We start from the raw sequence: 13,955 nt of genomic DNA, 5'->3' as shown, positions 1-13,955 counted from the left end.
AATTAGTTTGGTATGGAGGAGCAGCTATGCTCCTTCTTGCTGTTTCTATCGTTGTTAGTCTATCAATTGGATCGGCTGGCATATCCTTGCGTGACGTGTGGGGGATACTTCTTCATCAACTGCCGTGGTTTGCGGATAAGCCTACTTCGTATTCACCCGGACAAATAGCTGTCGTGACACAAGTCCGGCTCTCGCGCGTTTTGCTCGCCGTGCTCGTTGGGGCATGCCTTGCGCTTGCGGGCACCGGCTTCCAAGGCGTGCTGCGCAATCCGCTGGCCGATCCTTATACGTTAGGCGTCGCTTCTGGAAGCTCGGTCGGAGCAGCATTTATGATCTTGTTTGGACTGCAGACCGTGCTTGGCATATGGACGATACCGCTCGTTGCCTTCAGTACAGGAATCGTTACGCTGCTTGGCGTTTTTTGGCTCTCGCGCAACAAGGGCGTCATGCATATTGAAACGCTTATTCTCTCAGGAGTCATTATCCAATCCTTTCTTGGCGCATTCGTTTCATTCATGGTTTCCATGTCGGAGGGTGTTGTCAATCAGATCTTGTTCTGGTTGATGGGCTCGCTTGCTATGCGAAGCTGGGAAAATGTCTATATGATGATTCCGTTTCTGCTTATTGGAATGCCGCTGCTCCTCGCTTACGGCCAGCCGCTCAATTTATTTGTGCTTGGCGAGCGGCATGCAGCGCATCTAGGCATTCGTGTCGAGCGGACAAAGCTTATCGTCTTAATCAGCTCGACGCTGCTCACCGCAGCAGCGGTTTCCGTATCTGGCGTTATTGGCTTCGTAGGGCTTGTAGTGCCGCATCTAATCCGTCTGCTCGTAGGCCCCGACTATCGCTTGATCACGCCTTTGTCTGCAATCGGCGGCGGCATATTCGTCCTGTGGGCAGATACGCTGGCGCGAATGGCATTGACACCCAAAGAAATTCCGCTTGGTGTCGTTACCGCGCTTATCGGTGCGCCTTTCTTCGCTTATTTGCTGCATAGACGGAAGCTGAAGCAAGGAGGGACAATATGATAGAGGCTCATCAAATCGTACAAACGGTGCAGGGAAGGACCGTGCTGAACGGTCTTTCTTGCTCCTTTCAAAAAGGGCGCATGTACGGTATTATTGGTCCCAATGGCGTCGGCAAATCAACTCTTCTGCAGTTGTTGTCGGGTATCGATCAGCCAAAGCAAGGAGAAGTGCTGCTCGCAGGTCGAAATATCGCTTCATATCCGCGCAAGCAGCTGGCTAAGAAGCTGGCGGTGCTTCAGCAAAGCGGCTTGCCGCCTGTTGGATTCTCCGTACGTGAGGTCGTCAGCATGGGAAGATATCCGTTCCAGAACTGGCTAGGCAGCGAAGAGCAGGACTCCGAGCCGATCATTGACAGAGCATTATCTGCGATGGGACTTGAGGAGCTGGAGCATCGCAAAATGGATCAGCTTAGCGGCGGAGAACGGCAGCGCGTAGCGCTGGCTAAGCTGATGGCGCAGGAGCCGACTATTATTTTGCTGGATGAGCCGACAACCTATTTGGATATTGGCTTTCAGGTGCAGCTGCTGGATACGGTGAGAGCGTGGCAGCAAGAGCGCGAGCTAACGGTGATCGCCGTGCTTCATGATTTGAATTTGGCATCACTTTACTGCGATGAGCTCGTCGTGCTCCATCAAGGAAAGGTTGCTGCGGCTGGTATTCCGCATGCCGTGTTAACGCCTTCACTTATTGAACGAGTTTATGAAACGACAACAGCTGTCATCGCGCATCCCGTTACAGGTGTGCCGCAAATTATGCTTCAACCAAATTGGAATAACGAATCAGACAGACTTGGCTTGAAGGAGCTATAACAATGGAAACTAATTTGTACATAGCGTTAATGGAAACGATTAAACAGATTAAACCGTTCAACGATGAGGCTGCGGCGCTTGCTTTGCGTCACTCGGATTCATTGACGAAGCCGCCTGGCAGTCTTGGCAAGCTTGAAGCACTCGCTAGCCAGCTAGCCGGCATCTCGGGTCATTTATGGCCCGACTTGTCGCGTAAATCAGTCATTGTGATGGCTGGCGACCACGGCGTCTGCGAGGAAGGGGTAAGTGCTTTTCCACAGGCGGTTACGCCGCAGATGGTGCTAAACTTCCTGAACGGCGGAGCAGCTGTAAATGTGCTTGCGAGACAAGCCGGTGCGGAGGTCGTCTGTGTCGATATTGGCGTGAATGCGGATTTGGAGCATGAACGGCTCGTAAGCCGCAAAGTTGTTCGTGGCACGGCCAATATGGCAAAGCAGGCGGCTATGACTCGTCAGGAAGCCATTCAAGCGATCATAGTTGGCGTTGATGTTGTGAACGAGCAGTACCGGCAAGGCAGCCGATTGTTTGCGACGGGCGAGATGGGCATCGGCAATACGACGGCGAGCGCTGCGCTTACAACCGTACTGACAGGGCTATCGCCCGAGGAATCCGTTGGCCGAGGAACCGGCATCAATGATTCGAGCTGGCTGAACAAGGTGGAGGTCGTAAAGCGCGCGATTGCCGTTAATGAGCTTTATTCTGCTGATGCAGATCCAATTGATGTGCTTGCCAAGGTCGGCGGCGCGGAGATAGCTGGACTCGTTGGCGTCATTATCGGAGCTGCGGCGAACGGCTGTCCGATCGTAATCGACGGCTATATTTCGTCTGCTGCGGCGCTCGTCGCATCACGAATTGCCGAGCAGACAATGCCATATATGATAGCCTCACATCTCTCTCATGAGCAAGGCCACTTAAGATTGCTTGAATCGATCGGCTTGCTGCCGATGATGCAGCTTGAGATGCGCCTTGGAGAAGGTACGGGTGCTGTATTATGTTTTCATTTTATTGACGCTGCGCTTCTTCTCATGCAGGAGATGGCAACCTTCGAGAGTGCAGGCGTATCCAAAGGCTAGGTGATGGTTGATGGCAATACTGGTAACCGGCGGCGCGCGGAGCGGCAAGAGCAGCTTCGCTGAGCAATATGCGATGCGGTCTGCGGCACGCGGCTTATATCTTGCAACCTGCCAGCCCTATGATGAGGAGATGAGAGAGCGGATCACGAAGCATCGAACAGACCGAGACATCTCCGGCTTTAGCTGGAAGACCGCTGAGGATGCCTGGAATGCAGCGGATCTGCTTAATCAATGGGAAGAGCAATTTACCGCTGAGCTTCACAATGGACAAGAGCCGCCTGTTGTGCTGCTTGATTGTTTAACGTTATGGCTGACGAACTGGCTGATGCAAGTGGAGCAGCATGCATGGGAAGAAAATCGGCTTGAACTCGAAATCGAGAAGCTGCTTAAAGCGATTGCGGGGTATTCACACCCTCTTCTAATCGTTACTAATGAAGTAGGGGACGGCATCGTCCCGGCTTACCCGCTTGGCAGACGATTTAGAGACGAGGCTGGCCGCTTGAATCAGAGGGTCGCAGCGTTGTGTGAGCGCGTCTTTCTCGTGACAGCCGGTATTCCGATAGAGCTGAAATCGCAGGCTTTTAGGTGGGAGCAATGATGATCCTATACTCCATAAAGGAGCTGCTTCTGCTTGCAGCGGCGGCAATTGTAATTGATTGGATCGTTGGCGATCCGAAATGGCCGACCCATCCTGTCATATGGATTGGACGGCTCATACGGCTGTTAGAGCGTCTACTAGCGCCTGAGCGCTTGCCAGGGCGAACCGCTGCTGTCAGGCTATTGGGTGTCGTGCTCACTTTTACAACGCTAATGATAAGCTGCGGAACGATGTGGCTGCTTGTGTGGGCAGCGGATGCTGTGCATCCGTGGCTTGGCTATGCGGCAAGCGCGTGGTTTATTTCGACAACACTTGCTGTTAAGGGCTTGAAGGAAGCGGCGATGCTCGTTTATCGGCCATTAGTGGAAGGCAGACTGGATGAAGCGCGCAAGTATGTTGGATATATTGTTGGACGGGATACCGGGAAGCTTGACGAGCGGGAAGCTTCGCGTGCTGCTGTAGAGACCGTTGCGGAAAATACGGTAGACGCGCTTGTATCCCCGCTATTATTCGCCTTAATCGGCGGCGCTCCGCTGGCAATGCTTTACCGCGCAGCAAATACGCTGGATTCGATGGTCGGCTATCGGAATGAGAAGTATGCCGATTTTGGCTGGTGCTCGGCTCGGACTGACGATGTGCTTAATTTTGTTCCCGCTCGGTTAACAGGCGTAATGCTTACGATTTCGGCCTTTTTTTTGCCTCGAATGAAGGCAAGGCAAGCTGCGCGCGCGATTCGATCATTCGCGCATCTGCATCCCAGCCCAAACAGCGGCATTCCGGAATCTGCGGTAGCAGGCGCGCTAGGCATAGAGCTCGGCGGTACCAATATATATTTTGGCGTATCAAGCGAACGAGCGAGAATGGGCTGGCCAACACGTTCATTGCAGCCGGATGATATTGTACATACTGTACGCTTGCTGTATAGCGTTAGCTTTATTTTGTTTATAGGAGTGATTGCAGTATGGTTCGTCGTGAGTTGAAGCTGCAAGCTCAAGCACTTATCGCTGCCTTACAATTTTTAACGCGATTTCCGGTTCCGTTGACTGTTCCTTTTCAAGGAGCGGTTCTGTCGCGGAGTGTCGTCTATTTTCCGCTTGCAGGAGCTCTAATCGGCCTCTGTCTCGCAGCGTTCTCTTGGGTGCTCACTTTATTCGCGCCGGCGTGGCCAAGCGCTGTTATCGTGCTCGGCTTATGGACAGCATTAAGCGGAGGGTTGCATCTTGACGGCTGGATGGATACGGCAGATGGCGTACTGAGTCATCGTACACGCGAGCGCATGCTCGAAATCATGAAGGATAGCCGGGTAGGAGCGATGGGCGTCATTGCCGCTGTGCTTCTGCTGTTATTCAAAGTGTCCATCTTAGTTGAACTATTCGAACCCGATCAGTTAAAGCTGTATTGGCCGCTGCTCGTAATCGGCCCGATTTGGAGTCGCGCTTGGATGAGCGCCGCTATCGCTTTCTGGACGTTTGCACGGCATGGAGAAGGAATAGCGGTATTATTTAACGAGGTTAAAGGTAGACATGCCGCTGCTTCTATGATCGTGGCAGCAGTTTGCACGGGAATCATTTTGTGGATCGCAAACATAGATTTGAGTATATCGCTAGTCTATCTGCTGCTTGCAGCCTTGATTACATGCAGCGTCGGCAGTTTGCTTGCGGCTTTCTTAAGCAGGAAGCTAGGCGGTTTAACCGGAGATACATATGGGGCAATGAATGAAGCGATTGAAGCAGTGCTGCTTTTTGCAGCGGTTATTTGGATGCAAGCTTACTAACATAAGGAGTTGGGTTCGAAAATGTTGGAGAGGTACGGACATGGGGGCGATTTAAGGACCGCGGAGGAAGCCTACGGAATGGCAGCGCAATCATTTATTGATTTCAGCTCGAACATGAACCCGCTAGGTCCCCCTGAAAGTGTAAAACAAGCGCTAATGGCTTATGCGGACATTATCGGGCAATATCCAGATCCTGCCGTTCGCGGTTTGAGAAGAAAGCTGGCTGAGCGGCACCAAATTGATGAGCAATCCATTGTTGTTGGCAACGGCGCAGCGGAATTGATCGATTTAATCGTGCGCGCGCTGCAGCCTAAATTAACGACGCTTGCTATTCCATGCTTTGACGAATACGGGGACGCTATCCGCAAAATCGGCGGGGCCGTATATGAAATCAAGCTGTCATCGGAAAATCAATTTGAATTGCATTTGGAATTGGAGCATCTTCGAGGAGCAGCAGCAACAGGTTCATTATTTATGCTTGGATCTCCTAATAATCCGACAGGTCAGCTTGTTGATCCAGCACTAATCCGCATGCTGCTGAGTAAAGGGGCATACGTTGTCGTTGATGAGGCATTTATGGATTTTGTCCCGGAGGAATCGCGATTCAGTCTCGTTCAGGAGGCAACGAGGAATGAGAAATTGTTTGTGATCCGCTCGATGACAAAGTTTTTTTCCATCCCCGGCATTCGGCTTGGCTATATCGTTGGCATGCCAAGAACGTTAAGCGGCTTAAGGCGGTTGCAGGTGCCTTGGAGCGTCAATTCGCTCGCGCAGCTGATCGGCGAGTCGGTGCTTGACGAGACGGATTATGCGGAGAGAACGATGATGTGGCTGCATGAGGAGAGGCCTTGGCTCATTAAGGAGCTGCAAGCACTCGGCTTTGTTGTTAATCCGAGCGTGGCTAATTATTTGCTCATTCGTATCCCGAGTGAGGCTGAGCTAAGCGCCAGCATGCTTCAGCTCGAGATGGGCAAGCTTGGCATCCTTATACGTGATGCATCAAGATTCGCCGGTCTAGATCATACGTATATTCGGGTTTCCGTTAAGCTTCGCAAGCAAAACGAACAACTGGTAGCGGCATTAAAACAATGCTTGCTGCAAAATCGTGGTGGCAAATGAGTATAGCTGATGAATTTGCAGCAGGCGCTCAAAAATCTCTAGGCCGCACGATCATGATTCAAGGTACGGCATCGGATGTAGGCAAAAGCTTAATAACAGCTGCGCTTTGCAGAGTTTTTAAAAATGATGGCTGGCGAACGGCTCCTTTTAAATCGCAAAATATGTCGCTGAACTCCTATGTGACATGGGATGGCAAGGAAATAGGCCGCGCGCAAGGAATGCAGGCAGATGCATGCGGCATATTGGCGACGACAGATATGAATCCGATCCTGCTGAAGCCGACTGGAGAAATGGTATCGCAGGTCGTTGTGCACGGAAAACCGCTTCGCGACTATGAGGCGACTGAATACCGCGAAAAATATTTGCCTGCTGCTGGCGCTATTGTGCAGGACTCGTTGCGGCGTCTGCGGGAGGACTATGATATTGTCGTCCTGGAAGGGGCAGGCAGTCCGGCTGAAATTAATTTAAAGGACCGAGATATCGTCAATATGCGAATGGCAGCTTGGGCAGAAGCTCCCGTCATTCTGGTTGCCGATATTGATCGTGGCGGCGTATTTGCCTCTATTGTCGGTACGCTTGAGCTGCTGGAGCAGGAAGAACGAGACCGCATAGGCGGTTTTATTATAAACAAGTTTCGCGGCGATGTATCGCTGCTTCAGCCTGGGCTGGATTGGCTGGAAGCGCGTACAGGCAAGCCCGTAATAGGCGTCATGCCTTATATGCCTGGCTTAGAGCTGGAGGATGAGGATTCGCTGTCTCTTAGCAAGCAGCACTCACTCGTCCCAAAGGAAGAGACAGATCAGCAGCGAGAATTGGATATTGCTGTCATCCGGCTGCCTCGGATTTCGAATTTTACAGATATGGACCCGCTGCGCTTCGAGAAGGACGTACAGCTTCGCTATATCGAGCATGCAGGTCAATGGGGCAGTCCTGATGCCGTCATCCTACCCGGGAGCAAAAACACGATCGCGGATTTGGAATGGCTGAAGGAAACAGGTCTTGCCGAATGGGTACAGAAGCATGCTTATAGCGGCGGAGCTGTAGTTGGCATTTGCGGCGGATATGAGATGCTTGGCGCTCGGCTGTACGATCCGATGAGCATCGAATCTTCTACTCAGGAAGCGGAGGGGCTGGGCTTTTTTCCATTCGAAGTCCGCTTTACGGAGCTGAAAAGAACGGTTCGCGTCGAAGGCGCTAGCCGATTCCATGGACATGCGTTATCTTCTGCCATTGAGGGTTACGAGATTCATATGGGTGAAATCGCATGGCTTTCGCATGAAGATTCCGATTATCAGCCTTTCCAAGTCAGAGAACATCAATCAGGGGTTGAGGATGGAGCATCATCCGAGTATGCTGCCGAAGGCGCAAGCAAGGCTGACGGGAAGCTGTGGGGAACGTTTATTCATGGCATTTTGCATAATGATGATTTTCGAAGGCATTGGTTAAATGGATTGAGGGAATCCAAAGGGCTTGCCAGCTTACCTGCTGAGCTGCGTTTTCAAGAAAGACGCGAATTGGCATTTGATCGTTTAGCGGAGCATGCTTGCCTTTATCTTAATATGCCGCTTATATATGAGCTGCTTGGGCAGTCGAAGGAGGAGGCGCGATGACTCAGCCATTTCGCAAAGGACACCGTTATGACTCGGCCGTCTGGTCAGGAGTAATGCTAGAGCTTCTGGAGGACAGGATTGAAGCAAGCATTCCCGAGAAGCTGTATGCGCTGAGCAGCGCCGTTCATCCGGGAGGGTTCTCCGATGCGAGCCGCATCGTCAACTGGAAGGTGCCGCTCGCTTATCGATGCGATGATCCTGTGCGTGATATAATACGGCAATGCGAGGCATGGGGCCATGATCCAGCACTTACGATTGGTCTGTTAACTGCGGCGAAGCTGACTCACGCCTCTGTAACCGAGCTCGAAGGTGATAAGTTCAAGCTGTTATGCTGTACGACTGTCGGCACTCGAAATGCAGCAAGAGCAGGCTTGCCGCGCAGCACCTTCTCCGCTTACACGCCGGGTACGATTAATACGATACTTTTGATCGATGGACAGATGACAGAGTCTGCGATGGTAAATGCCATCATAACCGCGACAGAAGCGAAGACAGCCGCGCTCCAGCACTTAGGCATCGTCGAGAAGGAGACCGGCAACTCTGCAACTGGAACGACGACGGATGCTATCGTCATAGCGGTGAGCCAGGCGGATAGCTGGAATGCGGTGCACGCATACGCAGGCGCAGCGACAACGATCGGCTGCACCATCGGCGAAGCGGTTTATGAGACGGTGCTTGAAGCAACGCGTACGCAGCACGAGGACTAAAGAAAATACCCGATTCGGTGGTGAGGAAATTGGATATTTTGATACGGAAAGCAGCAGATTCAGATGCAAGCCTCCTCGCTCGAATGAATAAAACGCTTATTCAAGATGAAGGCAGTCGCAATCCGATGTCCATCCAACAGCTTGAAGAAAGGATGCGTGGATGGCTAGTTAGTGATTGGGAAGTTGAGGTTTTTCAAATAGATACAGTGATCATAGGATATGCTGTTTACCGATTGACGATTGATGAATATTTTCCGCAAGAATCATTTGTATACCTTAGGCAATTTTATATTATGAGCGAGCATCGCGGCAAAGGCTATGGCAGCACCGTATTACATCACTTAATCAACCATTCCTTTCCCCGCGATGCTAAGGTTACGATAGAAGTATTAGCCTCAAATCCGCGAGGTTATAATTTCTGGTTGAAGTTTGGATTCATGCCCCATTATACTCAGATGATGCTGACGAAATGATGCAACATGTATACCATCTTGCAAGGTGAAAACGCATGTCCATTTATCTTCTTCCTTATCGTAATGGCAATTGTCGAGCTTACTGATGTCCCTCTGCCCCTTCTTCGATTTTCCCTTACGATACGCGCTGTACTTGACCAATGCCTCAAGCACTTCATTCACTAGGTAAGCATATACATAGAAACCTCCTTTCGAAGAAGGTGGGGTGGTGCCTCCATTCTTTGTTTTTTACAGATTTTAAAGCATTGAAGATTGTGCTCCAAAAGCCTATGGCTTTTAGGGTACACTCATTTCCGCTAGTGGAGCGACTATTTGCCCATTTCGCGGGTAGCGCGCCGATGATAAGTCTACTTTCTAGACCTAATTCCGTAAATCGTCCTAATTTATTTGAAATAGATCTAATTTCTAGATCTATTCCGTTGGCGAATCGCACATCCTTCCCCATTGGCGGGTTGTGCGCAATCAAAAAGCTGTCTTTAAAGGTCGATAACCTTTGAGACACCCCCTTTTTCTTATGCCTGATAGGCTATGATGCTGTATAAAAAAAGCGATGTTACATCTGCTGATATGATGAAATCTTCCGATTTTTTAAGCTAAAGAAGATAAGTTGATACCTTTGACTCTATTATTTTTACAATCTTGAAATATTTGAGTCGAATTATGTCGACATATAAAATGATTCATTATATACTACACTTGCAAATATATAAGAGATAATCCAATTATGTGCAGGGGGGGAATGCCATGAAATCGCTGTCAAGGTTTTTGGGGTTTCAGTCAATAACAGGGAAGTTTATGTGGATAACAGGTCTTTTCATGCTTGCTTTATTTGCCACCTTGTTTGTGTGGCGGTATGGCCAAGTAAGTGCTCCTATTAATTCGCAATTTATGGACAAGGGAATCAGTCTTACATTATCGCTTGCGGGAACGATTGAAAGCATTACCCAGCAAGATTTGAGCAACGGCGTTACGCTTAAAGACGGCAAATATATCTCAGGTGATCAGTTGAAAGGTATGTTATTTGACGATAGGCTGTCATTAATACCCGAAAGTGAGAAGGCAGCCCAAACCCGTCTAAAGGACCCGGAATATGCGGCTGCAAAGCAAACCTTGTATGACGGTTCTGAAATTCCTTTATGGAAGTATGAATTAAAGTACGAAAGCGTATTTGATGACTATACGGATCAGCGTTGGCAAGGCATAATCGACAGTTATTTGAGAAGCGAGACCGTTGTGTTCGCGCTCCCCGTTTTTTTCTCGAACAAGAAGGAATCTGCGGGTTACATCCCAACGCATAATACGGTGTATAGCCCAGTTGGCGATGAATCCAAGGATAAGTGGGGCAGCGTGGGGCTTTTAAGTCAAAAATATAGGGCAAACCGAATATTTAACGATGTCACAGGCTACAACGCAGCGGCAGTCACCGATAAAGTTAAACCGTTAGTACAAACCTATCCCAGATTGATAGATGGCAAAGTTGTTACGATGTGGGATATTTCAACACCTCTATATTTTGAAGGGAAGCATTGGGGAGCTGTCCGGGTTGCCATTTCCAAACAGATAGCAGATGGGGTCATTGCGGAACAGCGCATGCAAATTTTAATCCAGTACTTGTGTATGTTCGTCATCATTATGTTGGTGCTGTTGGTACTGTCTGTATTATTGGTAAAAAGTAAAATGACCCGCTTGACTGCCAAGACTAAAAGTATGTTCGCTAACGGTCGCGTAGATTTGACGGAGGAGTTCGAAAGTAAAAGCAAAGATGAGATTGGACGATTTTCTTCCGAAATGAATCACCTGCTGGATCAATTGCGGCATCTGGTGTTTTGCATTCAAAACGTCTCCTCTGAAGTAACGGATTCTGGAAGAAAGCTTAAGGGAGATGTTGCGGCTACGCAGCAATCGGCGAAAGTGTTTTACCATAAAATTGATGAAATTAGCAGTGGGGCTAATCAACAAGCGGTAGGAGCCCAACAAGGCGCCATTGCATTGAACGAGATGGCTAATGGCGTTCAGCGGATTGCAGAATCGATAGGCGATATAGCAAGCTCCTCTCATGACACCTTATCGCAGCTTCAAACAGGCATGAATCATATTCAAAATGTAATCGGACAGATGAATAACCTTCTGACATCTACTCTTAGTACAAAAGAAGTTATTCTAATCTTGCATTCAAAATCTGCCGAGATCGGAAAATTTGCTTCGTTTATTACGGATATTTCGAATCAAACGAACATCTTATCGTTGAATGCTTCGATTGAAGCTAGTCGCGCAGGCGAGCACGGGAAAGGCTTTCAGGTTATTGCTTCTGAAATTCGAAATCTGGCCATACAGTCCAAGGCATCATCAGATCGGATTTTAACGATGATTCAAGAAATACAATCTTATGTGGATATAGCGGTTTCTTCTATGACGGCAAACTCAAGCGATGTACAAGAAAGCGTAGAAGTCGTCAATCAAGTAGGTGAATCGCTTGGTAAAATTGTATTTGCCACTCAATCTGTCACGAGCCAAGCTGAAGATGTCTCTGCGACCGCTGAAGAGCTTTCCGCAAGCGTAGAGGAAGTAACTGCAACAGTTGATGATATGGCCTCCATTTCTGAGGAATCCGCCACACATATTCAATCTGCAGCATCAACCTATAAAGAGCAATTGCACGTAATGGAAGGAATCATGCAATCCGCAGACGATTTAAATGGTCTGGCTGAACGGCTTGAGGAAGAAATTCGAATGTTTAAGATTGACGAAAACGAAACGAAATAATTGCATTTTTTTAAAAAAATGATGAAATGCTGTCTCTCTTTATGGGGCAGCATTCTTTTTTTTAGGGAAATGAACAGCCCTAGATTCAAAAAAATAGTTGAATAACTATTAAACCAACGCTCATTTCATGTAAAATGGATAAGTTGAACAACCTATGATTAATTACTTAGTATGATGAATGGGAGGACGTATCCCGTGATACGGATTATTGGCTATACGAAACAAAAGGAATGGTTGACGGATTTGACGATGGAAGAGTTGAAGTCCGCTGATCTTGAATGGTATTGGGTAGATTTCAGCGATCCAAAGGAAGAGGAATGCAGGCTGCTCGATTCCTTTTTTCACTTCCATCCGCTGGCGATTGAGGATTGCTACCATTTGCTGCAGCGTCCCAAAATCGATCATTACGATGATGTGCATTTTTTCGTGCTGCATGAGGTTGAGCGGAAGACATTGACCGTAAACGAAATCAATATGTTCCTTGGTCCGCAATTTATTGTAACCTTTCATTATGAGCCATCCCCTGAAATTGACGAAGCAAGAACGAAGCTGATGTGCAGCTCAAAGATAGGTGATCACGGCCAGCTATATGCGGCATATTTAGTTATGGACAAGCTGGTGGATCAATATTTCCCTGCTGTTCATGAGCTGGAGGACCAACTGCTCGATATGGAAATAGGAGGCGACGAAATGCAAAGCAAGACGGCGATGAGCGATATTTTCAACATTCGTTCCCGCCTGCTCAGGCTTCGCAAAACAATCGTGCCGATGCGTGATTTGCTGTACCGAGTGACAAATTCGGAGCGTATTGAAGGGCTGGGCCAATACCTCGCCTTTTATCATGATATTTATGACCATCTGCTGAAGCTGTCCGAAATGATGGATTCAAGCAGAGAGATGACGGCTGATCTGCGGGACAGCTACATCTCGTTTAATTCGAACCGGATGAATGCGATTATGAAGACTCTTACCGTTATTACGACGATATTTATGCCGCTTACGTTTTTGGCAGGCATTTATGGCATGAATTTTCATAATATGCCTGAGCTCGAATGGGAATGGGGGTATTTTGCCGTCATTACGGTCATGCTCGTCATTGGCGTAGGCATGTATGCATGGTTCCGCAAAAAGGGTTGGTTTAAATGATAATAGGCAAGGAGAATTACGAGAAATGGAAATGAAAGAGCCTGCTCGGATGAGCAAAAAACAGCTGCTTGCGGTTATCGGCATATTGGTCGGGATCGTAGCTTTACTTGGAATTATGCTTTATTTCATGATAATGGCTCTTGGCAACAAAACGGCTGCTGATCCGTTAGCTGCGGAGAAAAACCTGCATTATACCTATCTTTCAGAGACGTCCGCTAATGGGATAAAGCTTCATGTGTTGAAGACGAAACCTGCGTTCGTAACGCTGGAGACGATCAATAATAACGTTACGCTTGCGGGTAAGGTAGGCATTAACGGCGGATTTTTTTATGGCAATCAGCTGCTTAGCATAGGCATGGTAGACAGTCTGCCGGTTAACAAGGAGATTGGCAATTTCGGAACAGGGAATGAAAATGTGAAATATGCGCGCGGAACGCTGGTGTGGGACGGCGCTTCGGATGCCTTGAGCGTACAGGTTGCCAGCAATGCTTCCGAGCTGAAGGTGAAGGATCATACGCGATTCTGGGCGCAGGGCGGCATTAGCATGAGCCTCGGCAATGACGATCAGTGGGTTCAGCAAACGTTAAATGAAAATGCGCCGTTTCCTGATGATGATCGGCTGCGCTCGGCGGCAGTGTACGACAGTGCGGGCGCCATATATCTCATCGTGAGTGAAACGAAGGGCTCGTTAGCCGTTTTTCGGGAAGCGATTGTGTCCAGTATTGGCGACGGCAAGCTGGTTGACGGGATCTTTCTAGATGGAGACGGCTCCTCGCAGCTATTCAGCAGAGAGGCAGCCTTGCCTGGCGACAATAGGCCTGTCGTGCAAATGCTGCGAATTGTGAAATAGATGGA

At 48.8% G+C, this 13,955-nt stretch carries 13 protein-coding genes; all 13 read left to right on the top strand.

Features of this window, described 5'->3' with window-relative positions; genetic code table 11:
* Positions 1-26 precede the first annotated feature (26 nt).
* Positions 27-1,028, top strand: coding sequence for a FecCD family ABC transporter permease (locus tag AC2TDN_RS05230; RefSeq protein WP_484687230.1), 1,002 nt, complete (start codon positions 27-29; stop codon positions 1,026-1,028).
* Complete coding sequence (locus AC2TDN_RS05225; RefSeq protein ID WP_484687229.1) at positions 1,025-1,837, top strand: heme ABC transporter ATP-binding protein; 813 nt, start codon at positions 1,025-1,027, stop codon at positions 1,835-1,837. The genes AC2TDN_RS05230 and AC2TDN_RS05225 overlap by 4 nt, the downstream gene beginning before the upstream one ends.
* A gap of 2 nt (positions 1,838-1,839) precedes the next feature.
* Positions 1,840-2,910, top strand: a complete 1,071-nt coding sequence (gene cobT / locus AC2TDN_RS05220) for a nicotinate-nucleotide--dimethylbenzimidazole phosphoribosyltransferase (protein ID WP_484687228.1) — start codon at positions 1,840-1,842, stop codon at positions 2,908-2,910.
* A gap of 10 nt (positions 2,911-2,920) precedes the next feature.
* Positions 2,921-3,508 (top strand): bifunctional adenosylcobinamide kinase/adenosylcobinamide-phosphate guanylyltransferase, encoded by a 588-nt coding sequence (cobU, locus tag AC2TDN_RS05215; RefSeq protein ID WP_484687227.1) that lies wholly within the window; start codon positions 2,921-2,923, stop codon positions 3,506-3,508.
* The gene (gene cbiB, locus AC2TDN_RS05210) at positions 3,508-4,488 is read left to right on the top strand and encodes an adenosylcobinamide-phosphate synthase CbiB (protein WP_484687379.1); all 981 of its coding nucleotides are present in this window, start codon (positions 3,508-3,510) and stop codon (positions 4,486-4,488) included. Before cobU ends, cbiB begins: the two co-directional genes overlap by 1 nt.
* The gene (gene cobS / locus AC2TDN_RS05205; protein ID WP_484687226.1) at positions 4,470-5,282 is read left to right on the top strand and encodes an adenosylcobinamide-GDP ribazoletransferase; all 813 of its coding nucleotides are present in this window, start codon (positions 4,470-4,472) and stop codon (positions 5,280-5,282) included. Before cbiB ends, cobS begins: the two co-directional genes overlap by 19 nt.
* Before the next feature lie 21 nt (positions 5,283-5,303).
* The gene (gene cobD, locus AC2TDN_RS05200) at positions 5,304-6,401 is read left to right on the top strand and encodes a threonine-phosphate decarboxylase CobD (RefSeq protein WP_484687225.1); all 1,098 of its coding nucleotides are present in this window, start codon (positions 5,304-5,306) and stop codon (positions 6,399-6,401) included.
* On the top strand, positions 6,398-8,011 hold the full coding sequence (locus AC2TDN_RS05195) for a cobyric acid synthase (protein ID WP_484687224.1): 1,614 nt from the start codon (positions 6,398-6,400) through the stop codon (positions 8,009-8,011). Before cobD ends, AC2TDN_RS05195 begins: the two co-directional genes overlap by 4 nt.
* Complete coding sequence (locus AC2TDN_RS05190) at positions 8,008-8,718, top strand: adenosylcobinamide amidohydrolase (RefSeq protein ID WP_482065426.1); 711 nt, start codon at positions 8,008-8,010, stop codon at positions 8,716-8,718. Before AC2TDN_RS05195 ends, AC2TDN_RS05190 begins: the two co-directional genes overlap by 4 nt.
* A 29-nt stretch (positions 8,719-8,747) precedes the next feature.
* The gene (locus AC2TDN_RS05185; protein WP_484687223.1) at positions 8,748-9,191 is read left to right on the top strand and encodes a GNAT family N-acetyltransferase; all 444 of its coding nucleotides are present in this window, start codon (positions 8,748-8,750) and stop codon (positions 9,189-9,191) included.
* A gap of 744 nt (positions 9,192-9,935) precedes the next feature.
* Positions 9,936-11,954, top strand: a complete 2,019-nt coding sequence (locus tag AC2TDN_RS05180) for a methyl-accepting chemotaxis protein (protein ID WP_484687222.1) — start codon at positions 9,936-9,938, stop codon at positions 11,952-11,954.
* 195 nt (positions 11,955-12,149) lie between these two features.
* A complete protein-coding gene (corA, locus tag AC2TDN_RS05175) occupies positions 12,150-13,100 on the top strand; it encodes a magnesium/cobalt transporter CorA (protein WP_484687221.1) in 951 nt (316 codons plus the stop codon).
* Positions 13,101-13,125: 25 nt separating this feature from the next.
* On the top strand, positions 13,126-13,950 hold the full coding sequence (locus tag AC2TDN_RS05170) for a hypothetical protein (protein WP_482065422.1): 825 nt from the start codon (positions 13,126-13,128) through the stop codon (positions 13,948-13,950).
* Positions 13,951-13,955: the final 5 nt, after the last annotated feature.

The organism is Paenibacillus sp. Y660 (assembly GCF_057221575.1).
Note: the sequence above shows the minus strand (reverse complement) of the source record. Positions and strands in the feature narration are given on the sequence as shown.

Excerpts from the sequence above, each read along its gene's own strand:
- AC2TDN_RS05230 (WP_484687230.1), top strand. The coding sequence starts at position 27 with ATGCTCCTTCTTGCTGTTTCTATCGTTGTTAGTCTATCAATTGGATCG.
- AC2TDN_RS05225 (WP_484687229.1), top strand. The coding sequence starts at position 1,025 with ATGATAGAGGCTCATCAAATCGTACAAACGGTGCAGGGAAGGACCGTG.
- cobT (WP_484687228.1), top strand. The coding sequence starts at position 1,840 with ATGGAAACTAATTTGTACATAGCGTTAATGGAAACGATTAAACAGATT.
- cobU (WP_484687227.1), top strand. The coding sequence starts at position 2,921 with ATGGCAATACTGGTAACCGGCGGCGCGCGGAGCGGCAAGAGCAGCTTC.
- cbiB (WP_484687379.1), top strand. The coding sequence starts at position 3,508 with ATGATCCTATACTCCATAAAGGAGCTGCTTCTGCTTGCAGCGGCGGCA.
- cobS (WP_484687226.1), top strand. The coding sequence starts at position 4,470 with ATGGTTCGTCGTGAGTTGAAGCTGCAAGCTCAAGCACTTATCGCTGCC.
- cobD (WP_484687225.1), top strand. The coding sequence starts at position 5,304 with ATGTTGGAGAGGTACGGACATGGGGGCGATTTAAGGACCGCGGAGGAA.
- AC2TDN_RS05195 (WP_484687224.1), top strand. The coding sequence starts at position 6,398 with ATGAGTATAGCTGATGAATTTGCAGCAGGCGCTCAAAAATCTCTAGGC.
- AC2TDN_RS05190 (WP_482065426.1), top strand. The coding sequence starts at position 8,008 with ATGACTCAGCCATTTCGCAAAGGACACCGTTATGACTCGGCCGTCTGG.
- AC2TDN_RS05180 (WP_484687222.1), top strand. The coding sequence starts at position 9,936 with ATGAAATCGCTGTCAAGGTTTTTGGGGTTTCAGTCAATAACAGGGAAG.
- AC2TDN_RS05170 (WP_482065422.1), top strand. The coding sequence starts at position 13,126 with ATGGAAATGAAAGAGCCTGCTCGGATGAGCAAAAAACAGCTGCTTGCG.